General features: G+C 74.3%; 20 protein-coding genes and 1 pseudogene. 8 read left to right on the plus strand and 13 right to left on the minus strand.

The features are described from left to right. Positions 1 to 151: 151 nt before the first annotated feature. Together ACZ5DC_RS22385 and ACZ5DC_RS22390 are read right to left on the minus strand one after the other, a co-directional pair. Entirely contained in the window at positions 152 to 1,921 is a 1,770-nt protein-coding gene (locus ACZ5DC_RS22385) for an FUSC family protein (RefSeq protein WP_468655248.1), read from the minus strand. Between the two features lie 216 nt (positions 1,922 to 2,137). Further along, the gene (locus ACZ5DC_RS22390) at positions 2,138 to 2,905 is read right to left on the minus strand and encodes a nucleotidyltransferase domain-containing protein (protein ID WP_468655250.1); all 768 of its coding nucleotides are present in this window, start codon (positions 2,903 to 2,905) and stop codon (positions 2,138 to 2,140) included. Between the two features lie 177 nt (positions 2,906 to 3,082). On the opposite strand from ACZ5DC_RS22390, the gene ACZ5DC_RS22395 reads away from it, so the two are divergent. Both ACZ5DC_RS22395 and ACZ5DC_RS22400 read left to right on the plus strand, forming a co-directional pair. Then, on the plus strand, positions 3,083 to 3,502 hold the full coding sequence (locus ACZ5DC_RS22395) for a RidA family protein (protein ID WP_468655252.1): 420 nt from the start codon (positions 3,083 to 3,085) through the stop codon (positions 3,500 to 3,502). Further along, on the plus strand, positions 3,499 to 3,954 hold the full coding sequence (locus tag ACZ5DC_RS22400; RefSeq protein WP_468655254.1) for a GNAT family N-acetyltransferase: 456 nt from the start codon (positions 3,499 to 3,501) through the stop codon (positions 3,952 to 3,954). Before ACZ5DC_RS22395 ends, ACZ5DC_RS22400 begins: the two co-directional genes overlap by 4 nt. Positions 3,955 to 4,133: 179 nt before the next feature. Here the strand turns inward: ACZ5DC_RS22400 and ACZ5DC_RS22405 are convergent. Together ACZ5DC_RS22405 and ACZ5DC_RS22410 are read right to left on the minus strand one after the other, a co-directional pair. Next, positions 4,134 to 4,272 (minus strand): annotated as a pseudogene (locus ACZ5DC_RS22405) (aspartate/glutamate racemase family protein); the annotation flags it as partial. Between the two features lie 87 nt (positions 4,273 to 4,359). After that, complete coding sequence (locus tag ACZ5DC_RS22410) at positions 4,360 to 5,055, minus strand: uracil-DNA glycosylase (RefSeq protein ID WP_468655256.1); 696 nt, start codon at positions 5,053 to 5,055, stop codon at positions 4,360 to 4,362. Positions 5,056 to 5,276: 221 nt separating this feature from the next. On the opposite strand from ACZ5DC_RS22410, the gene ACZ5DC_RS22415 reads away from it, so the two are divergent. Further along, entirely contained in the window at positions 5,277 to 5,966 is a 690-nt protein-coding gene (locus tag ACZ5DC_RS22415) for an RNA-binding S4 domain-containing protein (RefSeq protein ID WP_468655258.1), read from the plus strand. 78 nt (positions 5,967 to 6,044) lie between these two features. On the opposite strand, the gene ACZ5DC_RS22420 is transcribed toward ACZ5DC_RS22415, so the two are convergent. From ACZ5DC_RS22420 to ACZ5DC_RS22430, 3 genes are all read right to left on the minus strand, one after another. Next, a complete protein-coding gene (locus ACZ5DC_RS22420; protein WP_468655260.1) occupies positions 6,045 to 6,503 on the minus strand; it encodes a DoxX family protein in 459 nt (152 codons plus the stop codon). Positions 6,504 to 6,649: 146 nt separating this feature from the next. Beyond that, on the minus strand, positions 6,650 to 7,342 hold the full coding sequence (locus tag ACZ5DC_RS22425) for a class I SAM-dependent methyltransferase (RefSeq protein WP_468655262.1): 693 nt from the start codon (positions 7,340 to 7,342) through the stop codon (positions 6,650 to 6,652). Between the two features lie 62 nt (positions 7,343 to 7,404). Then, positions 7,405 to 8,316: an acyltransferase domain-containing protein gene (locus tag ACZ5DC_RS22430; RefSeq protein ID WP_468655529.1), complete on the minus strand. Its 912-nt coding sequence runs from the start codon at positions 8,314 to 8,316 to the stop codon at positions 7,405 to 7,407. A gap of 128 nt (positions 8,317 to 8,444) precedes the next feature. Here ACZ5DC_RS22430 and ACZ5DC_RS22435 point away from each other — a divergent pair, with 128 nt between their 5' ends. After that, positions 8,445 to 8,768 (plus strand): DUF6343 family protein, encoded by a 324-nt coding sequence (locus ACZ5DC_RS22435; RefSeq protein ID WP_468655264.1) that lies wholly within the window; start codon positions 8,445 to 8,447, stop codon positions 8,766 to 8,768. A 60-nt stretch (positions 8,769 to 8,828) separates the two neighbouring features. On the opposite strand, the gene ACZ5DC_RS22440 is transcribed toward ACZ5DC_RS22435, so the two are convergent. The 3 genes from ACZ5DC_RS22440 to ACZ5DC_RS22450 all read right to left on the minus strand — a co-directional run bounded on the left by ACZ5DC_RS22440 (position 8,829) and on the right by ACZ5DC_RS22450 (position 10,946). After that, positions 8,829 to 9,209 (minus strand): tetratricopeptide repeat protein, encoded by a 381-nt coding sequence (locus ACZ5DC_RS22440; RefSeq protein WP_014672069.1) that lies wholly within the window; start codon positions 9,207 to 9,209, stop codon positions 8,829 to 8,831. Between the two features lie 90 nt (positions 9,210 to 9,299). Further along, positions 9,300 to 9,962 (minus strand): dephospho-CoA kinase, encoded by a 663-nt coding sequence (gene coaE / locus ACZ5DC_RS22445; RefSeq protein WP_468655266.1) that lies wholly within the window; start codon positions 9,960 to 9,962, stop codon positions 9,300 to 9,302. Positions 9,963 to 10,007: 45 nt separating this feature from the next. Then, positions 10,008 to 10,946: a PAC2 family protein gene (locus ACZ5DC_RS22450; protein ID WP_468655268.1), complete on the minus strand. Its 939-nt coding sequence runs from the start codon at positions 10,944 to 10,946 to the stop codon at positions 10,008 to 10,010. Positions 10,947 to 11,141: 195 nt separating this feature from the next. On the opposite strand from ACZ5DC_RS22450, the gene ACZ5DC_RS22455 reads away from it, so the two are divergent. Further along, a complete protein-coding gene (locus ACZ5DC_RS22455; protein ID WP_468655270.1) occupies positions 11,142 to 12,104 on the plus strand; it encodes a right-handed parallel beta-helix repeat-containing protein in 963 nt (320 codons plus the stop codon). Between the two features lie 71 nt (positions 12,105 to 12,175). Here the strand turns inward: ACZ5DC_RS22455 and rpsA are convergent, their stop codons facing one another. Beyond that, the gene (gene rpsA, locus ACZ5DC_RS22460; protein WP_014672073.1) at positions 12,176 to 13,666 is read right to left on the minus strand and encodes a 30S ribosomal protein S1; all 1,491 of its coding nucleotides are present in this window, start codon (positions 13,664 to 13,666) and stop codon (positions 12,176 to 12,178) included. A 369-nt stretch (positions 13,667 to 14,035) separates the two neighbouring features. Here rpsA and ACZ5DC_RS22465 point away from each other — a divergent pair, with 369 nt between their 5' ends. Continuing rightward, complete coding sequence (locus ACZ5DC_RS22465) at positions 14,036 to 14,872, plus strand: class I SAM-dependent methyltransferase (RefSeq protein WP_468655531.1); 837 nt, start codon at positions 14,036 to 14,038, stop codon at positions 14,870 to 14,872. Positions 14,873 to 14,959: 87 nt separating this feature from the next. Continuing rightward, entirely contained in the window at positions 14,960 to 17,482 is a 2,523-nt protein-coding gene (gene hrpB, locus ACZ5DC_RS22470; protein ID WP_468655272.1) for an ATP-dependent helicase HrpB, read from the plus strand. Positions 17,483 to 17,690: 208 nt separating this feature from the next. Here the strand turns inward: hrpB and ACZ5DC_RS22475 are convergent, their stop codons facing one another. Further along, positions 17,691 to 19,460 carry a lytic transglycosylase domain-containing protein gene (locus tag ACZ5DC_RS22475; protein ID WP_468655274.1) on the minus strand — a complete coding sequence of 590 codons (1,770 nt, stop codon included), beginning with the start codon at positions 19,458 to 19,460 and terminating at the stop codon, positions 17,691 to 17,693. Positions 19,461 to 19,777: 317 nt separating this feature from the next. Here ACZ5DC_RS22475 and ACZ5DC_RS22480 point away from each other — a divergent pair, with 317 nt between their 5' ends. After that, positions 19,778 to 20,650, plus strand: coding sequence for a DUF4184 family protein (locus tag ACZ5DC_RS22480; RefSeq protein ID WP_468655276.1), 873 nt, complete (start codon positions 19,778 to 19,780; stop codon positions 20,648 to 20,650). Here ACZ5DC_RS22480 and ACZ5DC_RS22485 read toward each other — a convergent pair. Then, the gene (locus ACZ5DC_RS22485; RefSeq protein ID WP_468655278.1) at positions 20,556 to 20,969 is read right to left on the minus strand and encodes a hypothetical protein; all 414 of its coding nucleotides are present in this window, start codon (positions 20,967 to 20,969) and stop codon (positions 20,556 to 20,558) included. The genes ACZ5DC_RS22480 and ACZ5DC_RS22485 overlap by 95 nt on opposite strands. Positions 20,970 to 21,267 lie beyond the last annotated feature (298 nt).

Genomic DNA, 21,267 nt, shown 5'->3' on the forward strand with positions numbered 1-21,267 from the left:
CGGTCGGCGCGGGCAGCCGGTCCGTCAGCTCCCGTGGGGGCTGCGGGCACTTCGAGGGTGAGGATGCCGTGGGCGATGAGGAGGTCGGTGCCGAGGGGCCCGGCGAGGGCAAGGTCGTACCACCGCCGCGCGACCCGCCGGGCGAATTCCGCTACGCGGCAGCCGCCGCCCGCACCGGTACCCGCATCCCCCGCCGCTCCAGCTCACCCAGCGCATCCCGGAGGCGGCGCAGGTGGCGGGGGGTGAGCCGGCCGGTCTCGTCGAGGTGGACCGCGCAGGCCGTGGTCGTGTCCACGAGCCGTTCGAGCACTTCGGCGACGGCGTCCGTGCCCTCCGTGTGGCGGGCGAGGGCGGGCAGTTCCGCGGCGGCGTGGGCGATGGCGGTCCGGGCCTCGGCGAGGGTCCGGTAGGCCTCCCGGCGCAGCGCCCACCGCTCGGCGCGGTCGCCGGACTCGCCGAGGACGTGTACGAGGTAGGCGTCGGCGGCGCTGCCGGCCGCGGCGAGCCGGGCCCGTACCCCGCCGCCCCGCTCCCCCGGCATCGGCAGATGCCCCACGACCAGCACGAGCGCGCAGGCCAGCAGGGTCTCGCCGATCCGGCTGACCGAGGCCTGCGGCTCCCCGCCGGCCATGACCAGGGCGAGGACGAGGACGGTGACGGCGGCGGTGAGCGCCGCGAAGTGCCGGGTGGCGACCGGGATGACCGCGCCGCAGACCGCCACCAGCGCGACCAGCCCGGCGGGGCGGGGCAGCAGCGGGGCGAGAGCGGCGAACACCAGGGCGCCGAGCACGGTCCCGGCGGCCCGGCACAGCACCCGTGAGGCGAGCGGGCCGAGGTCGGGCTTGACGAGGAAGACGGTGGTGGCGGGCAGCCAGTACCAGTGCTCGTGCTGTCCGTACCAGCGGGCGTGGTGCAGGGCCTGGGCGATGGCGGCGCTGGCGCCGAAGCAGAGGGCGACACGCAGCCCGTACTCGCGCCCGCCGGTGCCCAGCGCGGACCGCAGGGCCTGCCGGAAGCCGCGGCGGCGGCCGAGCAGCCCGCGGTGCGCGCCGTCGCCCCGGTCGAAGGCGTCGGCGGCCTGCAACAGGGCGTCGTCCAGGGCGCGCAGCGCGGGCGCCGACCGGTGCGGTGCGGGCAGCGGGCCGGTGCCTCTGTCGCCTCGGACGGCGGCGGCGAGCCGCCGGGGTCCCTGCGCCGCCCGCGCCGGCACGGCCTCTCCCGCCCAGTACAGGGCGGTGGCGGCCTCGGCCAGGGGCAGGGCCGCCGCGAACCGGGCGTGCAGCCGTCGTTCGGCGGCGGAACCGGTGTACCGGCGCAGCCGGGGTCCGGCGAGGGCGTCCTGGGCGTGGTCGAGCGCGGCGGTCAGCACGGCCCGCCGGGCGGTGGCGTCCTTCCCGCCCACGGCGTCGAGGAGAGCCGCGATGGCGTCGTACACCCCGGCGACGGCGTCCCGCTCGCCGTCGAACCGGAAGTCACCGGCGATCGAACCGGGGGTGGGCAGGGCCAGGCGCAGCGCCAGCAGCCAGCCGGCGCCGGCCAGGAAGACCAGGGCCCGCTGCCAGCCGCTCTCGGCCGCGGGCATCCCGGCGCCGATGGCCGCGGTGACGAGCAGCTGGGTGCCGGCGGCGGAGGCGACGGGCCCGACCGCGCTGACACCGCCGGCGACCAGCCCCAGCGTGGTGAGGGCGAGGGTCAGCGGTACGGCGGCGAGCCCCTGCCCGGCGCACGTGCCGAGGAACAGCCCCAGTGCCCCGGCCAGCGCGGGCACCCCGAGCCGCTTCACGGACGCTCGCCGGCTGCCGGGCCGGTCGTTGATGCCGGCGAGCATCGCACCGATGGCGGCGAGCACTCCGGAGGCCGTCTGCCCGCCGAGCATCCCGGCCAGCAGCAGCGGCCCGGCGGCGAGCGCACCCCGGCACACGGCACTCCAGGGAACGGGACCGCGCTGGGCACGGAAGGCATGAGCGAGCCAGAGGGGTACAGCACGCCGCGACACGGGGCTCCTGTTCACACGAGGGCGGGGGTGGGCCTTCGGACGACGGTGGCCGGTGGGGTACGTCCACGGTAGACCGCGTTCCCCGTGCGAACGGCACGCTCACGTTTCGGGCAGGTGAAAGGTGCCGGAGGCGGTGTTTCTTTATGAACGCAACGTCCCGGTGATGATGTCCTCGGCCGCCGCCACCGCATCGACCAGGGCGCCGGGCTCGGCTCGCAGCGCGGCCACGACCGCGTCGACCGCCCGCAGCCCCGCCCGCTCCAGGAGGCGTTTTTCGTTGGTCGCCCATTCGCCGCGGGCCGCGAGGACGGCGTGGGCGGACTGGGTGGCGGCCGTGGCCAGGGCGCCGGCGGTTTCGGTGAGGCGGGCGTGGGGGGCGTGGTGGGTCCTGGCGTAGGAGAGGGTGGCGCGGGCGGCGCCGGACCAGTGGTCGAAGGCGGTGCGGCGGAGTGCGGGTGGGTAGGCGGCCGGCCGCGGGAGGTCGCCGCGCAGGATCTGGTTCAGCGCCAGTTCCGCGACGACCAGGTAGGAAGGGATGCCGGCCAGGTGGAACAGCAGCGGCTCCACCCGGAACCGGCCCTGCTCCGCCTCGGCCAGCTCGTGTGCGACGACGTCCAGGTCCCGGTAGTGCACGTCGACCCGGCGCCCGTCGATGGTCAGCCAGGCCCCGCCGTTGAAGACACCGCCGCCCCAGCCGCCGATCTCGAAGACCTCGCCCGGCCAGCCGAGGGCACGGAGGTCGTCGGGGTCGAAGGGGCCCTGGTAGTAGACGGCCAGGTCCCAGTCGCTGTCGGGGCGGTGGGTGCCCTGGGCGCGGGAACCGCCGAGGGCCACGGCCCGTACGGTGGGCAGGGCGGCCAGGCGGTCGGCGGTGCCGGCGAGGAAGTCGGCGTCGGAGGAGTGCGGCATGCCCTCAGCCTGGCGCAGCCGCGCCCCGGTCCGCTGCCGGAATTCGTGAGCGCCGGTGAGGTGGCCCGGGTGGTTCGGGGTGACGGCGAGCGCGTAATTCGGATGCGGGCGGACCCGGTGAGGCCCGATCATCGGGGGGTTGCCCGCCGACCGTTGCCGTTCGAGGAGCCGCTCACCGTGATCCGGCGCGTCACCGCCCCCGCCCTCTTCCCGCCGCCCACCTACTCCCACGTCTCCGTCGTCGAGGCCGGCACCAAGCTCGCGTTCCTCGCCGGGGCCGTGCCGCTGGACGAGCGGGGAGAGATCGTCGGCCCCGGCGACCCGGTACGGCAGGCCGAGCAGGTGATCGCCAACCTCCGGGAGCAACTCCGTGCCGTCGGCAGCGACCTGGAGCACGTGCTGTCGACGGACGTGTACGTCGTGAGCGGCGAGCCCTCGGTGCTGTCCACGGTGTGGGAGGTGGTGGAGTCCTCGGGGCTGGGCGCGGGACCGCACTCCTCGACCCTGCTCGGCGTCGCCTGTCTCGGCTACACCGGTCAGCTCGTGGAGATCACGGCCACCGCCGTGGTGCCGGAGCGGGCGGGAGACGGCCGATGACGGACGCGGTCGTCCTGCGCCGCGCGGTCGCGGCGGACGCCCGCGCCGCCGCCGACGTCTATCTGCGCTCCTTCGACGCCGCGCTGCCGACGGTCGTCCGGCCGCACACCGACGACGAGGTCCGGGACCACATCCGGAACGTCGTGGTGCCGCTCCGGGAGACCTGGGTGGCCGAGGCGGCCGGGGCCGGGGTGGTCGGCCTGATGGTCCTGGACGGGGAGTCGCTGTCCCAGCTGTACCTGGACCCGGAGTGGCGGGGGCGGGGCATCGGGGACCGGTTCGTGTCGCTCGCCAAGGAACGCCGTCCCCAGGGCCTCAGCCTGTGGACCTTCCAGGTCAACGCGCCCGCCCACCGCTTCTACGAGCGGCACGGGTTCCTCGCCGCCGAGTACACGGACGGCAGCGGCAACGAGGAGCGGGAGCCGGACGTCCGGTACGTCTGGCGTCCCTGACCGTCACCTGCGGTGCCGGGCGCCCGCCCCTCCCGCGGGTGCGGAGGGCGGCTCATCCCGCCGGCCGCCCCACGTCCTCCCCTTCAGCAGCGACCGCGCGTGGCCTTCCGCCCGGCTCGTCCTCAGCCCCAGGCCCACCAGTGACTCCGCGCCCGTTCGGCGGCGGCCAGGAACGCCGACTCCGGTGCGCCTTCCCGCCCGTGCTCCCCGGACCCGGCCGGCACGACCGCGTCGTAGGTGTGACCGTCGTACGTCCGACACCGCGTCGAGGACGGCGGCGGCGGACAGATGGCTGTCCAGCCAGCCCTCGGCGGACTCGGCCGGCGCAATGAGGAGTGGCCCGAACTCGTCACCAGTCGACGCCAGTTGCCGCGCCGAGGCGGACCGGTGCCGCCTCCGCGAGCTCTACGGCAGCCCGGCCGCCTGCGCCGCCGTGCGCAGGACGTCACGGAGCATGGCGGGGGTGAGCCGGCCGGTGAAGGTGTTGCGCTGGCTGACGTGGAAGCAGCCGAAGAGGTCCAGGCCGCCGAGCGCGACCCGGGTGCCGTGGGCGAAGGCCGGGCGGGGGCGGGGCACGGTCCAGCCCGCCGCCGCGAACGCGGGCAGCGCGGCCTGCCAGCCGAAGGCGCCGAGCACGACCACGGCCCGTAGGGTCGGCCGGAGCAGCGTCAGCTCCTGGACCAGCCAGGGACGGCAGGTGTCGCGCTCCCCCGGGGTCGGCTTGTTGGCGGGCGGGGCGCAGTGCACGGGCGCCGTGATCCGCACGCCGTACAGCTCCAGCCCGTCGTCGGCGCTGACCGAGGTGGGCTGCGAGGCCAGCCCCACGTCGTACAGCGCCTGGTACAGCACGTCTCCCGAACGGTCCCCGGTGAACATGCGGCCGGTGCGGTTGCCGCCGTGCGCGGCCGGGGCCAGCCCGATGATCGCCAGCCGCGCGTCGGCCGGCCCGAACCCGGGCACCGGCCGCCCCCAGTACGTCCAGTCGGCGAACGCGGCCCGCTTCGTACGGGCCACCTCCTCACGCCATTCGACCAGCCGGGGGCACGCCCGGCAGTCCGCGACCCGCCGGTCGAGCCGGGCCAGGGCACTGCTGTCGTCCATACGGCCACGGTATGCCCCGGGCGCGGGCGGCCCGCCGCGGGGAGGCCGGGTGCGGCGGGACCCGCGACACGGCCGGCGCCCGGTGCGCCGCCGCCCTCGGCGCCGGGGCGCCATTCGTGGAGGCCGGGCTCCGCCGGTGCTCCGGGTGCGGTGGCTCCAGGGCCCGCTGCCACCGGGAAAACGCTTCCGGGTCCGCGGGTCCGGGGCGTTAAGGTCGGTGCATGGCTACCGATGACGCGGACGAGAACGTGGACCGTGGGACCGCCGGGGAACCCGGCGAGCCGGACGCGACCGGCCCCGCCCCCGACGGCCGGCCGCTCGATCCCAAGGTCGCCGCCGCGGTGGCCGCCGCCGAGGCCGCCGGGCCCGCCGGCGGTGAAACCGTCCGTATCGACAGCTGGATCTGGGCCGTCCGCCTGATCAAGACCCGTTCCCTCGGCGCCACCGCCTGCCGGGGTGGGCATGTGCACGTGAACGGTGAGCGGGTGAAGCCCGCCCACTCCGTGCACGTAGGCGACGAGGTGCGGCTGCGGCACGAGGGCCGGGAACGGATCGTGATCGTCAAGCGCCTGATCCGCAAGCGGGTGGGCGCACCCGTGGCCGCCCAGTGCTACATCGACAACTCCCCTCCGCCTCCGCCCCGCGAGGCCACCGCCCCCGCCGGCCTGCGCGACCGCGGCACCGGCCGCCCCACCAAACGGGACCGCCGCGAACTGGAACGCCTCCGCGGTGTCACCGGCCCGGGCATTCCGGCGGGCTTCCCCGGTCTGACGGATCCGGGCGGCCCCGGCACGTCCGGCGGACCTGGCGGGACCGGTGGCCGTGGCGGACGCGGTGGCCCGCGCGCTTCCGGCGGACGCGGCGGCTCGGGGGGCTCCGCAGGCTCGGGAGGACGACCGCGCGGCCGCTGAGCCGACGAGACGGCGCTCGCGCCGGCCGTCCGCTGCCGGGCCGGCCGAAGCGCCCTTGCCCGGCCCACGGCTCCGGCGTCACCGTCGGCCCAGCAGCCGCAGCAGTTCCCTGGTGTGCGCCCGGCGGGTCCAGGCGATCAGGGCGAGGGGAACGATCAGGATCAGCGGCGTCGCCGCGTTCTGGCCGTCGAACACGGTGACCTGGACGGTGAACGCCCCCACCATGAGCGCACCGAGGGCGATCGCCGCCACGGACTGCAGCACCGGGACCAACAGCGCGATGGCTCCCGCGAGTTCGAGTGCGCCGATGGTGTACATGGCCCCGCTGCCCCAGCCGATCCTGTCGAAGGACTCGACGGCCGTGGGGTGCGCGATGAGCTTGGGCAGGGCACTCGCGATGCCGTAGAACAGCGCGAGCAGCACCTGCACCACGCGCAGCGCGACCCGGGCTCCGCGCGCCCGGCCGGTGAGCCCGCCGGCGCAGGCCCCGGTGGACGTCGTCATCGTGGAACTGGCGGGGGCAGTGGTCCTGGACATGGCGGTCTCCCGGTGAAGCGGTCCCGATTGCTGTCACCGAGGTAGACCAGCCGGCGCTCCGGAACTCATCGGCCGACGCCTCACCGGTCGAGCACGCTCGCCGGCCGGTCCCGGACGCACGATCCCGTGGGCGGTGGCCGAGGTGACTACGCTGAGGGCACCGCCCGGACCCATATCCCGTCCGGTGTCAGATACCTGTCCACCTCCAGTCCCGCTTCCGCCAGCGCCGACTCGAACTGCTCCTTCGTCAGGGGTCTGGACAGGAACGTCTGCGTCCAGACGGCGTCCGGGAACACATACTCCACGTGGACCGAGTTCACCCCCTCGCCGGCCTGCCGTACGGAGGCGATCCGCACGGTGAAGCCGCTCGGGTCGACCCGCTCCCTGGGCACGTCGGTGTGGTAGTCCGCGCCCTCGCGCTGGATCAGCACACATCCGCCGTCAGCCACATGCCGGGCGCAGGTGCTCAGGATGCCCCGGCGCACCTCCTCGTCGCCGTTGTGCACCAGGAACGACGCGAGCATCACCACGTCGAATCTCTCGCCCAGGTCGAGGTCCTCGATGGAGCTGTGTACCGTGCGCGCTCCGCGGACCCGGGCCAGCATGTCGGCCGACTCGTCCACCGCCGTCACCGTGAAGCCGCGCTCCAGCAGCGGATGGGTCATCCGGCCCACCCCGCTGCCGAGTTCCAGGATGTGCGCCCCGGCCGGCACGGACGCGGCGATGATGTCCGGCTCCTCGCCCACCGGCAGGCGCGCGTACAACTCGACCGCGCAGCCGTCCGGGGTGATCGCGCCCGGTCCCGTGCCCTCGTAGCCCTCACGCGTCTCGATCGTCATGCAGGGACAACGGCCCGCCCCCGCACGCCCGTTCCCACCCTCCCCCACTTCACTCGTTCGAGCTATTCAGTCCGGAACGGGAACCATCCGTGCCCGATGTACCAGTGGCCGCCCGCCCGCAGGTGGTCCCCGACCGCCCGCTCCACGGACGTCCGGCGGGGCAGCGTGGCCACCGGCAGGTCCGGGTCTCCGAAGACGAACTGGACGGGCTCGGCGTCGGCCGGCTCACTCTCCTCGCGGGCGATGCGGAACCGTTCCTGGAAGCGCACGATGTTGGAGCCGGCGGGCAGATACCGCCGCAACTGCGGGTCCAGCAGCCAGGAGTGGCACAGCACCGCCACCGGTCGCTCCTCGGGGAAGTGCCGGGCGAAGAACGCACGGGCCAGCACCAGGGAGCGGTCGCAGGCGGAGGGGGTCAGCGGGCCGTGGAAGTCGGGGATGTGCAGGCTCAGACAGGGTGTTCCGGGCGCCGCGTCCAGTCCGGCCGGCGCCGTCAGCCGCGCGTCGCGGTCCTCGAGCCTCGCCCGCTCGAACTGAAGCCGCCCGAGCTGGTACAGCTCGCCGCGGAAGTGCCGGACGAGCCAGCGCAGTGACTGCATCCCGGCCCTGCCCTGACGTCTGCGGTGGAGGGCGAGGTGACGGCCGAGGTCGGCCAGGGTGCGCCGGGAGATCTCGGCCGGGATGCCGCGCGCCCGGTGGTACGCCTGGGTGCGGGGCAGCGCGGCGAGGAGGACGTGCACGGCGAAGGTGTCCGTCAGACCGGCCGGGGCCGAGGCGAGCAGACCGGGCAGGTCGGGCGTGCGGCCGGTGTCCTCCGGCTCCCGGAAGAGCTCCTCGACGCATTGCGCCAGGAGCCGGAGCGTGCCGGGATCACCGGTCAGCCCGCGCCACTGGGCGACCAGGTCGTTGACGTCCTCGTGCGGTACGGCCAGGTCGAGGAGCAGTGCGGGCAGGTCGTCGGCGTCCGGCAGCACGGGCGGTCCCCCTTCGGCCTCGACGGGCGGCATCGGCACGCCCCCTCACCGGGGGTTCCCGTCGCCTCGTCGAGTGTTGATGCGCGTCGTCGTCGAAGAGTACGTTGCAAAGGAGGAGTGGTGGTCCGATGCGTACGGGCAGTGAACCGGCGACCGCGCGCAGTGCGCTGCGAGCGCGGTTCTGGCTGAGTCTGTGGGGTCTGGGCTGGGCGGTCTTCGGCACGGCGGCGTTCGCCCTGGCCGGGCGTCCGGGCTGGGCGGCGGCCTGCGGGGTGCTGTGGCTGCTGGTCACCGTCGACATGACCGTGATCCTCCGGCACATCCGGCAGGGCCCGCACTACCAGCCGGGCCGGGACGTACCCCCGTACCCGCCGCCGGACGGCCCGCCGTATCCGCAGCGGCCGGGACACCGCCACCCGTACCGGGGGATGTCGCGACACCGCCACCCGTGACCGGCCGACGCGGACGGTCACCGCCGGCGCGTCACGCCGCCGCTCCGTCACGCCGCTCCGTCACTCCTCGAAGCGTGCCGCCTTCAGGTACTGCGGGTTGGGGTCCAGCGCCGCCGCCAGCCGGAAGTGGCGCTTGGCCTGGTCGGGGCGGCCCTGGCGTTCGTAGGTGCGGGCCAGTGCGAAGTGCGCGTACGCGTTGTCCGGCTCGCGCTCCAGCACGATGGTGAACTCGAGTTCGGCGGGACGCAGTTGCGCCGCCGCGAAGAAGGCGCGGGCGCGCAGCAGCCGGGCGGCGGTGTTCTCGGGGTGCGCGGCGATGACGCCGTCGAGCAGCTTCACCGCGCCCCGCGGGTCCCGCGCGTTGAGCAGTTGCTCGGCGGCACGGAAATCGATGACATGCGTTTCCGGAGTACGTCCGGTGGAACCGCTGGTCTCGGGCACGGCAGAGTCCTTCCCTCACTCCCGCGCTTCAACGCCCCGGGCCGGGCCGCTATTCCGTACCGGCATGCCCTGCCGGTCGTTTCGCACCTTCTATCCCATAGTGTCCGCGCCGTCGGCGTCCTCCGTGCCCTTCGGGGCCGCGTCGGCCTGGCGTGCCCGGCGTGCCCGGCGTGCGAGGTCGTCCCACACCTCGGCGACGCGCCTCTCCAGCTCGTCCAGGGGAACGTCGTTGTCGATCACGATGTCCGCGATCTCCCGGCGCTGCTCACGGGTCGCCTGCGCGGCCATGCGCGCGCGTGCGTCCTCCTCGCTCATCCCGCGCAGCCGTACCAGCCGGTCGAGCTGGGTCGCGGGGCTCGCGTCCACGACGATCACGACGTCGTAGAGCGAGGCGAGGCCGTTCTCGGTCAGCAGCGGCACGTCGTGGACCACCACGGCGTCCCCGGCGGCGGCTCTCTCCAGCTCGCCGGAGCGGGCGCCCACCAGAGGGTGCACGATCGAGTTGAGGAGGGCGAGCTTGTCGGAGTCGGCGAAGACGACGGAACCGAGCCGGGGCCGGTCGAGGCTGCCGTCGGCGGCGAGGACGTCCGTTCCGAAGGCGTCGACCACGGCCGCGAGACCGGGCGTGCCGGGCTCGACGACCTCGCGCGCGATGCGGTCCGCGTCGATCAGTACGGCCCCGTGCCGCACGAGCAGCCGCGACACCTCGCTCTTGCCGGCGCCGATCCCGCCGGTCAGGCCAACTGTCAGCATGAGCGGAAGCTTAGGCCCTGCCTCCGCCGGCGGGACCGGCGGAGGTCAGTTGTCGCCCTCGCGCTCCGCCAGGAAGCGCTCGAACTCACGCCCGATCTCGTCGGCCGACGGGATCTCCACGGGCTCGGCGAGCATGTTGCCCCTGGTCTCGGCGCCCGCCGCGGCGTCGTACTGGTGCTCGAGGCCCTGGACGAGCGCGGTCAGTTCCTCGTCGCCCTCCTGGATCTGCCGGTCGATCTCGGTCTGCGTGCGGTGCGCGTCGGTGCGCAGCGCGTGCGCGACGCCGGGCAGGACCAGGCCGGTGGCCGCCGTGATGGCCTCCAGGACGGTCAGGGCCGCGTCCGGGTACGGCGAACGGGCGATGTAGTGCGGAACGTGCGCGGCGACGCCCAGGACGTCGTGCCCGGCCTCCATGAGGCGGTATTCGAGCAGCGCCTCGGCGCTGCCGGGGACCTGCGCCTCCTCGAAGGGGCTGCGGTGGCCGGGGACGAGGTCGGTGCGGTTGCCGTGCGGGGTCAGGCCCACGGGGCGGGTGTGCGGAACGCCCATGGGGATGCCGTGGAAGTTCACCGACAGGCGGACGCCGAGCCGCTCCACTATCTGCCGCACGGCCGCCGCGAACCGCTCCCACTCCACGTCGGGCTCGGGGCCGGACAGCAGCAGGAACGGGGCGCCGGTGGTGTCCTGGACGAGGCGGACCTCGATGGCCGGGGTCTCGTAGCCGGTCCAGCGGTCCCGCTTGAAGGTCAGCAGGGGCCGGCGGGCGCGGTAGTCCACGAGCCGGTCGTGGTCGAACCGGGCCACGACCTGGTGGGGCATCGAGTCGAGCAGCCGGTCGACGATCTGGTCGCCGGTCTCGCCCGCGTCGATGTATCCGTCGAAGTGGTAGAGCATGACAAGGCCGGCCGACTCCTGGGCGAGCGCCATGTCCACCACGGCGAGGCCCTTCGGCTCCCATGCGTACAAACCCTGCGGATCAAGCACTGTGACCGCTCCTCCTCGTGTCGCTCATGGACAACGTGGCCCGGAACAGCGGAATTCCCGCGACACGCCGCTGATCAGCGATCCGGTGCGGGACACCTTGACGGTCCGTCACCTGGTCCGTACCTTCGCGACAGCCGAGTCCGGCAGGCCGGTCGCCGTTCACCTAGGGGGAACGGCGCGACAGGAGGGCACTCCATGCGCATCCGCACGCCGCTCACCTCCCTGTTCGCCGCCGCCCTCGCCGCCGGCGGCCTGCTCATGACCGCCACCGGCCCGGCCTCGGCCGCCACCACGATCGAGGTGACGACCGCCGCCCAGCTGAAGGCCGCGCTCGGCGCCGCCGGCCCCGGCGACACGGTCCGCCTGGCGGACGGCACGTACACCGGGAACTTCAAGGCGACCACACCGGCCACGGCGTCGGCCCGCATCACCCTCACCGGCTCCCCCGGGGCCGTGCTCACCGCCGGCGGCGGCTACGGCCTCCACCTGAACGGCGCCTCCTACTGGACCGTCCAGGGCGTCACCGTGACCGGCGGCCAGAAGGGCATCGTGATCGACGCGGCCAGGGGGGTCGTGGTCGACGGCGTCACGGTGCACGGCCTGGACATGGAGGGCGTGCACTTCCGCACGTCCAGCACGGACGGCGTGATCAGGGACTCCAGGATCTACGACACGGGCGGCGACGGCCGCGGCATGGGCGAGGGCGTCTACGTCGGGACCGCGAACACGCTGTCGGACAGGAGCGACCGCATCCAGATCCTGGACAACACGATCGGTCCCGGCGTGGGCGGCGAGAACGTCGACATCAAGGAGGGCACGACCGGCGCCCGGATCATCGGCAACACCTTCGACGGCGGCGGCCTGACCGGCGCGAACTACGACGACTCCTGGGTCGACGTGAAGGGCAACGACGTCCTCGTCCAGGACAACACCGGCACCGCGACCAGCAACGACGGCTACCAGACCCACACCCAGCAGCCCGGCTGGGGCTGCGGCACGATCTTCCAGGGCAACCGGTCGGACCTGACGGCCGCCACCGGGACGACCCGCCTGGCGGTCGACGTCACCAACTTCGGGTCCGGCTGCACGACGACGGTCCACAGCAGCAACACGGTGACGGGCGGCAGGGGTCTGACCAACATCGCGGTGACCCCGTGACACACCGAGGGGCCGCACCCCGGAAGGTACGGCCCCTCAGCCTGCTATCGGCTAAGCCCAGCGGCTAGCGTTCAGCTCTGCCCACCGGCCAGCTTCTCGCGCAGCGCGGCGAGCGCCTCGTCCGAGGCCAGCGCACCGGAGGTGTCCGCGCCCTCGGAGGAGTACGAACCGCCGGTCGCGGCCGGAGCCGCAGCCTCGCCACCCTCGGCCGCGGCAGCGGCGTCGGCCTCGCGGGACTTGATGACCTGCTGCTGGTGCTGCTCGAAGCGGGACTGCGCCTCGGCGTACTGGCGCTCCCACTCCTCGCGCTGCTTCTCGTAGCCCGGCAGCCAGTCGTTGGTCTCCGGGTCGAAGCCCTCGGGGTAGATGTAGTTGCCCTGGTCGTCGTAGGACGCGGCCATGCCGTACAGGGTCGGGTCGAACTCGACCGCCGTCGGGTCGGCACCGAAGGACTCGTTGGCCTGCTTCAGCGAGAGGCTGATGCGACGGCGCTCGAGGTCGATGTCGATGACCTTGACGAAGATCTCGTCGTTGACCTGGACGACCTGCTCCGGGATCTCCACGTGGCGCTCGGCCAGCTCGGAGATGTGGACCAGACCCTCGATGCCCTCGTCCACGCGGACGAACGCACCGAACGGCACCAGCTTCGTGACCTTGCCGGGCACGACCTGGCCGATCTGGTGGGTGCGGGCGAACTGCTGCCACGGGTCTTCCTGGGTCGCCTTCAGCGACAGGGAGACGCGCTCGCGGTCCATGTCGACGTCGAGGACCTCGACGGTGACCTCCTGGCCGACCTCGACGACCTCGGACGGGTGGTCGATGTGCTTCCAGGACAGCTCGGAGACGTGGACCAGACCGTCGACGCCACCCAGGTCCACGAAGGCACCGAAGTTGACGATCGAGGAGACCACACCGGAGCGGACCTGACCCTTCTGGAGGGTCGTGAGGAACGTCTGGCGGACCTCGGACTGGGTCTGCTCCAGCCAGGCACGGCGGGACAGGACCACGTTGTTGCGGTTCTTGTCCAGCTCGATGATCTTGGCCTCGAGCTCCTTGCCGACGTACGGCTGGAGGTCGCGGACGCGGCGCATCTCGACCAGGGAGGCCGGGAGGAAGCCACGGAGGCCGATGTCGAGGATGAGACCACCCTTGACGACCTCGATGACGGTACCGGTGACGATGCCGTCCTCTTCCTTGATCTTCTCGATGGTGCCCCAGGCACGCTCGTACTGGGCGCGCTTCTTCGAGAGGATCAGGCGGCCTTCCTTGTCCTCCTTCTGGAGGACCAGGGCCTCGATCTCGTCGCCGACGGCGACGACCTCGTTCGGGTCGACGTCGTGCTTGATCGAGAGCTCGCGGCTCGGGATGACACCTTCGGTCTTGTAACCGATGTCGAGCAGGACCTCGTCCCGGTCGACCTTCACGATGACGCCGTCGACGATGTCGCCGTCGTTGAAGTACTTGATCGTCTCGTCGATCGCTGCGAGGAAGGCTTCCTCGTTACCGATGTCGTTGACCGCTACCTGCGGGGTGGTGGCGGTGGTCTCGGTGCTGCTCGTCATGTGGGAAAGGGCTCCGGTACGGACATTGAAGTCGTAGGTACTGCTTACGCCGGGAGCCCGTTTCGCTCTGCAGAAGCCGGACAGCCTAGGAAGCGCCACTTTGAGCACCGGGTGCCCGGTGGCGCCTCGACAACCGAGGGGACATACAACAGATGCGAGCGCAGCCTGCTACGTCTGAGGTGCGCAGGCCCGCAGCGCAACTTGTAGCATACGGGGGCAGCCGGACATGGTCAATGCGCGAAGGCGCACACCCGAGGCAGATCGCCGCATTTCCGGCAGAAGAAACGTCCCGACAGGCCACGCGGGCAGGGGAAACCACCTCGCACGGACCCCCGGCGGGCTGGACGGAAGAGTACGACGAGGGAGCCGATCATCCAAGAGCCGGAAGCGCACGGACCGGAGGGGCCAGACGGGTTCGAACCCGAGGCCACGCGGCGTGAGGCGGACGTCACGGAGAGCGCGCGGGCCAACCGGGGCTGGTGGGACCGCAACGCCGACGAGTACCAGACCGAACACGGCACCTTCCTCGGCGACGACCGCTTCGTGTGGGGCCCGGAGGGCCTGGACGAGGTGGAGGCCGAGCTGCTCGGCCCGTCGGAGGAGCTGAAGGGCAAGGCGGTCCTGGAGATCGGCGCCGGCGCGGCGCAGTGCGCGCGCTGGCTGGCCGCCCAGGGGGCGCGTCCGGTGGCCCTGGACCTGTCGCACCGCCAGTTGCAGCACGCGCTGCGGATCGGCGGATCGTTCCCGCTGGTCTGCGCCGACGCCGGCGCGCTGCCCTTCGCGGACGGCTCCTTCGACCTCGCGTGCTCCGCGTACGGGGCGCTGCCGTTCGTGGCCGACCCCCGGCTGGTGCTGGGCGAGGTGGCCCGGGTGCTGCGGCCGGGCGGCCGGTTCGTGTTCTCGGTGACGCATCCGGTCCGCTGGGCGTTCCCGGACGAGCCGGGCCCGGAGGGCCTGTCGGTCTCCTCGTCCTACTTCGACCGCACGCCGTACGTGGAGCAGGACGACGAGGGCCGCGCGGTCTACGTGGAGCACCACCGCACGCTCGGCGACCGGGTGCGGGACATCGTGGCCTGCGGGTTCCGGCTGGTGGACCTGGTGGAGCCGGAGTGGCCGGCCTGGAACACCTCGGAGTGGGGCAGCTGGTCGCCGCTGCGCGGGAACCTGATCCCGGGCACGGCGATCTTCGTGTGCGAGCGGGAGTGATCACCCCGGGTGGCGCGGGCGCCGCCCGGCACCGGCCGGTACACACGCGCGTGCCGGCCGTCCGGGGCCCCGTACGACACTAGGGGCGTGATCCGTTACGACGCCCTGGACGCCCTGCCCGTGCGCGGCGCCCTCCCTGCCCTGGCCGAGGCCCTGGACGGGCACGGCACCGCCGTCCTCGTGGCACCGCCCGGCACCGGCAAGACGACGCTGGTGCCGCTGGTGCTGGCGGGGCTCGTCGGCGGCGGTCCCGCGCGGCGGGTCGTGGTGGCCGAGCCGCGGCGGATCGCGGCGCGGGCGGCGGCGCGGCGCATGGCGTGGCTGCTGGGCGAGAAGCCCGGCGGGAGCGTCGGCTTCACGGTGCGCGGCGAGCGGGCCGTGGGGCGGCACACGCGCGTGGAGGTCGTGACGACCGGTGTCCTGCTGCAGCGGCTCCAGCGTGACCAGGAGCTGGCCGGGGTGGACGTCGTCGTCCTCGACGAGTGCCACGAGCGGCACCTGGACGCGGACACGGCGGCCGCGTTCCTGTGGGACGTGCGGCAGGCGCTGCGGCCGGAGCTGCGGCTGGTGGCCGCGTCGGCGACCACGGACGCCGAGGGGTGGGCGCGGCTGCTCGGCGGGGCGCCGGTGGTCGAGGCGGCGGGCGTGGCGCATCCGGTGGAGGTCGTGTGGGCTCCCCCGGCGCGTCCGGTCCGGCCGCCGAACGGGATGCGGGTGGATCCGGCGCTGCTGGCCCATGTGGCGTCGGTGGTGCGGCGGGCGCTGGCCGAGCGGGCCGGGGACGTGCTGTGCTTCCTGCCCGGCGTCGGCGAGATCGCGCGCGTGGCGGGCCTGCTGGGGGATCTCGGTGACGTGGACGTGCTCCAGGTGCACGGGCGGGCGCCGGCCGCCGCGCAGGACGCGGTGCTGGCGCCCGGGGAGCGGCGCCGGGTGGTGCTGGCGACGTCCGTGGCCGAGTCGTCGCTGACCGTGCCGGGGGTACGGGTGGTGGTCGACTCCGGGCTGGCGCGGGAACCACGGGTGGACCACGCGCGCGGGCTGAGCGGACTGACGACCGTGCGGGCGTCGCGGGCGGCGGGCCGGCAGCGGGCGGGGCGGGCCGGGCGTGAGGCGCCGGGCGCGGTGTACCGGTGCTGGGCGGAGGCCGAGGACGGCCGCCTGCCGGCTTTTCCGGCGCCGGAGATCAAGGTGGCCGACCTGACCGCGTTCGCCCTCCAGGCGGCTTGCTGGGGCGATCCGGACGCCTCCGGGCTGGCGTTGCTGGATGCGCCGCCCGGCGGGGCGATGGCCGCGGCGCGCTCGGCCCTGGCGGCGGTGGGGGCGGTGGACCGCGTCGGGCGGGCCACGGAGGCCGGCGCGCGGATGGCCCGGCTGGGGGTGCACCCGCGGCTGGGGCGGGCCTTGCTGGACACGGGCGGTCGAGGGGCCGAGGTGGTCGCCCTGCTCTCCGAGGAGGTGCCCCGCGAGTACGGCGACGATCTCGCCGGTGCGCTGCGCCGTGCCCGGCGCGGGGGTGACGCGTACGCCGCACGGTGGTCGGCGGAGGTCCGGCGGCTGCGGGGCGTCTCGGAGGAGTTCTCCGGCCCGGCCCGTGACGGCCGGCGGGAAGGCGCCGTCCAGGTCGGACCGGGCACCGGTGACGACCGGCTCGCCGGGCTCGTCGTCGCCCTGGCCTTTCCCGAGCGGGTCGCCAGGCTCGACGGCGGGTCCTACCTCATGGCGTCCGGGACGCGGGCGGAAACGGCCGGGGGATCGGCGCTGCGCGGTGCCCCCTGGATCGTCGTGGCCGTCGCCGACCGGCCCTCCGGCACGGGCCACGCGCGCGTGCTGCTCGGCGCGGCCGTGGACGAGGACGTGGCGCGGGCCGCCGCCGGCGCGCTGCGGACGGAGGGGGACGAGGTGCGCTGGGCCGACGGGGACGTCGTGGCCCGGCACGTCGAACGGCTGGGGGCGATCGAACTGGCCGTACGGCCCCTGAAGGACCCCGGTCCGGCTCTCGTACGCGGCGCCCTGCTCGACGGGCTCCGGCAGGACGGGCTCGGGCTGCTCCGCTGGCCGCCGCAGGCGGAGCTGCTGCGGCAGCGGCTGGCGTTCCTGCGGGCGCACCTGGGTGAGCCGTGGCCGGACGTGTCCGACGCCGCGCTGCACGCGCGCGTGGACGAGTGGCTGGAACCCGAGCTGAGCCGGGCCCGGCGGCGCTCCGATCTCGCCCGGATCGACGCCGGACAGGCACTCGCGCGGCTACTGCCCTGGGCGAGCAGTCAGGCCGCCCGGCTCGACGAGCTCGCACCCGAGCGGATCGCCGTACCGAGCGGATCCCGGGTCCGGATCGACTACCGGGATCCCGAACGCCCGGTCCTCGCCGTCAAGCTCCAGGAGATGTTCGGGCTGCGGGAGACGCCGGCCGTCGCGGGCGTGCCGCTGCTCGTGCACCTGCTCTCGCCCGCCGGGCGGCCCGCCGCCGTGACGGCCGACCTCGCCTCCTTCTGGGCGGACGGCTACCGGGCCGTCCGCGCGGAGCTGCGCGGGCGGTACCCCAAGCACCCGTGGCCGGAGGACCCCGCGACCGCCGAGCCCACACGGCACACGACCGCGCGGCTCAGGCACTGACCGCTGTCCTCGTCTCGCCCGCCCGTCGCCCCGGTGCCGGACGACGTGACGACCCATCAAGTTCCAGCAGGGGCCCGTCGGGAACCGACCGTCCGCCGGGGCACCCCCATGCGCGTCCTGGTCGCCGCCGCGACCGGTCCCGCCCGCGCACACGAAGGAGGGCGCCCGTCCGCCGGAGCGGGACGGGCGCCCTGTACGGCGCCGCGCGTCAGGAGGCGGGCGCGCTCGGGTCCGGGCTCGCCGGGGAGCCGGCGGCGGCGACCTTCAGTTCGACCGTGAGCGTGGCGCCGCCCGTGGTGGTGATGCGGAGCAGGAACGTGCCGGCGGTGTCGTCGGCGTACAGCTTCGGCAGGGTGAGCAGGCCCTTGTCGTCGGTCAGGAGGCCGGTGAGGGTGCGTACGGGCTTGCCGTCGGCGTCCTTGAAGTAGGGGCCCTTGTCGTTCTCCGTGGCGTCGTCCGCCGACGTGACCAGCGTGGCGGTGGCCGCGACCTTGTCCGCGACGGCGCCCTTGTACGTCGCCTTCACCTGGACCTGGTCGGCGAACTCGCCGCCCGGCGTGCAGCTCAGCGGGGTGTCGTCGGTGCGGGCCAGGGTGTCGGCGGCGCGCGCGGTGACGGTCGCCGCGAAGTCGACGCCCTTGACGGAACGGCCCACGACGGCGGCGGTGACCTTGAAGTCGCCGGTCTTCTCGCCGGCCTGGAGCGCCGGGGCGAGCGCGATGCCCTTGGCGTCGGTGGCGACCGTGGCCACGGTCTCGCCGCCGGCGAAGGCGGCGTCGGTGTCACCGGTGATGGTGAACCGGATCCTGATCTTGGCGACGGACTTGCCGCCCTTGGTCTCGGCACGGACGCTGACCGGCTCGGCGAAGGCGTCACCGGCCATGGCGCTGAGCTTTCCGGTGCCCACGCCCACCAGGTGGTCCACCAGATCGGTGGGCGTCTGCGGGTCCGTCGGCGGAGCGGGCGGCGTCGGCGGGGCGGGCGGAGTGGGCGGGGCGGGCGGCGTCGGCGACCCGGGGTCGGGGCTCCCGCTGCCGCCGTGGTCGCTGCCGCCGTCGCCGCCGGGCTTGTGGGGCTTCGTGTCCGGCTTGGTCCTCGGCGGGTCCGAGGGCTTCGGGGAGTGCGTACCGCCGGAGTCGTCGTCGCTGCGGTGCTCGGGGATGCCGCCGGTGCCGTCGGGGACGGAGTGGCTGCCCTTGCGGTAGAACTCCAGCCAGTTCAGGACCAGGCCGAGGTAGTCCTGCGAGTTGTTGTAGCTGAGGATCGCGCTGTGCAGGCCGCTCTCGGTCGACATGTCCCAGTCGTTGCGGCACAGGTAGTGGCCCGCGGCGAGCGCGGCGTCGTAGACGTTGTTGGGGTCCTTCTTGCCGTCCCCGTTGCCGTCGCGGCCCGCCCAGGCCCAGGTGGACGGGATGAACTGCATGGGCCCGACGGCCTGGTCGTAGGCGCTGTTGCCGTCGTACGCGCCGCCGTCGGTGTCCGGGATGAGCGCGAAGCCGTTGCCGTCGAGCTGCGGGCCCAGGATGCGGCCCACGGTGGTGCCGTCGGCGTCGACCCGGCCGCCGCGGGCGTGCCCGGACTCCACCTTGCCGATGGCGGCGAGCAGTTGCCAGGGGAGGTTGCAGCCGGGCTTGGCGGAGCGCAGTTCCGCCTCGGCCTTCTTGTAGGCGTCGAGGACCGTCGCCGGGATGCCCGCCTCGGCCGCGCCGCGGGAGACGGGGGTGCCGGCGCTCGACGAGGGACTGGGGTTGGGGCTCTTCAGGGGCGGCAGGTCCGTGTAGTACGGCGAGTTGCCGGTGGCGTCGCCGACTGCGGCCCCGTCCGTGGCGGGGGCGCTGGCCCCGGCCGCCGTCTGTCTGCCCTCGTCCTCGTGAGTCACTCCCGGAGCCTGGGACGCGGAGAGAGCCGCGACCGCCGCCGCGGCCACGGCGGTGGTCGCCGCTCCCTTGCGCAGCCGCCTGCCGAAATGCGCCGCCATAGAGTGAACCCCTCCCCTTGGACGCCCGTGCGTCCGTCTCCTTCTGTCTGCCTCGCTCTGGTGTGACGGTTGACCCGGTGCTGTGGTTGCGCCTGTTCCGCCCTTCCCTCCGTGCGACGGGTGTACGGCCGTGCGCCCGCACGGCGACGCAGGTGACCCTACGACAAGTTGCTTGGAACCTGCACCGGTTCACGCCCGGATTTCACCGGTTGGCCAACTGTCGTTGCCCGCCCCGCCCCGGGCGGCGGTCACGCATACTGGGCTGACCTGATCACCGGCGCCCGGTTCCGGGGCGCCGACCGCTCCAGGGGGCTCCGGTGCCGTTCACGCTCAGTCACGCGGCGGCCGTGCTGCCCGCGATCCGCCGGGACGGCAGCGGCCGTGGCCCACTGGTGCCGGCGGTGCTCCTCGCCGGCTCCTTCGCACCCGACATGCCCTACTACGCGGCCGGTGTGCTGCCGGGCGGCATGGAGTTCGGCGCGGTCACGCACGCGTTCGCCGGCGTCCTCACCGTCGACGTGCTCATCGCCTGGGCCCTGGCGGGGCTGTGGCTGCTGGTGCGGGAGCCGCTGCCCGCGCTGCTGCCACGGGCCCGGCAGGGCCGGCCGGCCGCCCTGCTGCGCTGCGGTGCCCCCCGCGCGCGGGTACGGGCCGGGTCGACGGGGTGGTGGTATGCCTCCGCGGTCCTCGGCGCGCTCACCCATGTGGTGTGGGACGCGTTCACGCATCACGACCGGTGGGGCACACGGCTGGTTCCGGCCATCGGGCGGGACCGTCCCGCGGGCGTGCCGCTGTTCACGTGGCTCCAGTACGGCTCGTCGGCGGCGGCTGCCGTGGTGATCACCGTGTTCGTGGTACGCGCGCTGCGGCGGGCGCCGGACGGGGTGCCGGCGGGGGTGCCGGTGCTGTCCGTGCGGGACCGGTGCCGGGCGCTCACGCTGATCGGCGGCTGCGCGCTGGCCGGGGCGGTGCAGCGCTCGGCGGGGTGGTGGGAGCGACGGGGTACGGCCGCGGGACCGTGGGAGCTGGTGCCCACCCTGTGCTTCGGGGTGGGCGCCGGACTGGTCGTGGGGTTGCTGCTGTACGCCGTCGGCGTCAGGGTCTGGCGTCCGGCCGCCGGTCCCCCCGGGGGTCCAGGGGATCCCGGTGGGGTGGTCGGTGCGGGCCGGGGGCGGCCGGTCGCTCGGTGACGGAGGCGACGAAGACCGTGAGCGTCGGCCGGGGGCGTGATCTCGGGATCAGGGTGAGGACGAGGGCGGCATAGCCGCGGGCCAGGTAGGCCCACTGACGCCAGTCGGCGGTGCGGGCCGCGCGGCCGGCGATCCTGCGCCGGAGGTCCTTGGGGACGTTGCGGACGGTCGTGGCCAGGTCGGCCGGGATGCGGGCGGTGCTTGCGTCGGCCGCGAGGACCGGCACCGGCGCGGCGGGCACGGCCTGCGTCGAGGCGGTGTCCGCCCAGACCCCGGCAGATGCCTCGGGCGTCCGGCGGTGAAGCATGCGTATACCCATGCCCGCAGTGTTGCGGCTGCGGAGGGTGGGAGGCGTTCTGGCGGGGTCCGTTCGGGTTGTGACGGATCCCTCTGGGGGATCGGCCGGGTGTTCGAGCCCGGGTGGGTCGGTGAGAGCGGGGCGAGGCGGCCGGGACGGCAGGGGTGGCGCCGTCGGGGCGCGTGGCGGGGGGCGCCGGGCTGTGCGGTGAGAGGCCGCCGGGCTGCGTTGTGGGGGGCCGCCGGACTGCCTCGCGGGGACGGCAACGCCGGGGCGTGATGTGGAGGCCGCCGGACTCTCTCGCGGAAGCGGTAACGCC

Source organism: Streptomyces sp. NPDC031445, from assembly GCF_055581365.1.

Coding starts and splice junctions, on each gene's coding strand:
- ACZ5DC_RS22425 (WP_468655262.1), bottom strand. CDS start 7,342: ATGACGATCGAGACGCGTGAGGGCTACGAGGGCACGGGACCGGGCGCG.
- ACZ5DC_RS22410 (WP_468655256.1), bottom strand. CDS start 5,055: ATGGACGACAGCAGTGCCCTGGCCCGGCTCGACCGGCGGGTCGCGGAC.
- ACZ5DC_RS22390 (WP_468655250.1), bottom strand. CDS start 2,905: ATGCCGCACTCCTCCGACGCCGACTTCCTCGCCGGCACCGCCGACCGC.
- ACZ5DC_RS22485 (WP_468655278.1), bottom strand. CDS start 20,969: ATGGGTATACGCATGCTTCACCGCCGGACGCCCGAGGCATCTGCCGGG.
- ACZ5DC_RS22435 (WP_468655264.1), top strand. CDS start 8,445: ATGCGTACGGGCAGTGAACCGGCGACCGCGCGCAGTGCGCTGCGAGCG.
- ACZ5DC_RS22400 (WP_468655254.1), top strand. CDS start 3,499: ATGACGGACGCGGTCGTCCTGCGCCGCGCGGTCGCGGCGGACGCCCGC.
- rpsA (WP_014672073.1), bottom strand. CDS start 13,666: ATGACGAGCAGCACCGAGACCACCGCCACCACCCCGCAGGTAGCGGTC.
- ACZ5DC_RS22415 (WP_468655258.1), top strand. CDS start 5,277: ATGGCTACCGATGACGCGGACGAGAACGTGGACCGTGGGACCGCCGGG.
- ACZ5DC_RS22420 (WP_468655260.1), bottom strand. CDS start 6,503: ATGTCCAGGACCACTGCCCCCGCCAGTTCCACGATGACGACGTCCACC.
- coaE (WP_468655266.1), bottom strand. CDS start 9,962: ATGCTGACAGTTGGCCTGACCGGCGGGATCGGCGCCGGCAAGAGCGAG.
- ACZ5DC_RS22455 (WP_468655270.1), top strand. CDS start 11,142: ATGCGCATCCGCACGCCGCTCACCTCCCTGTTCGCCGCCGCCCTCGCC.
- ACZ5DC_RS22475 (WP_468655274.1), bottom strand. CDS start 19,460: ATGGCGGCGCATTTCGGCAGGCGGCTGCGCAAGGGAGCGGCGACCACC.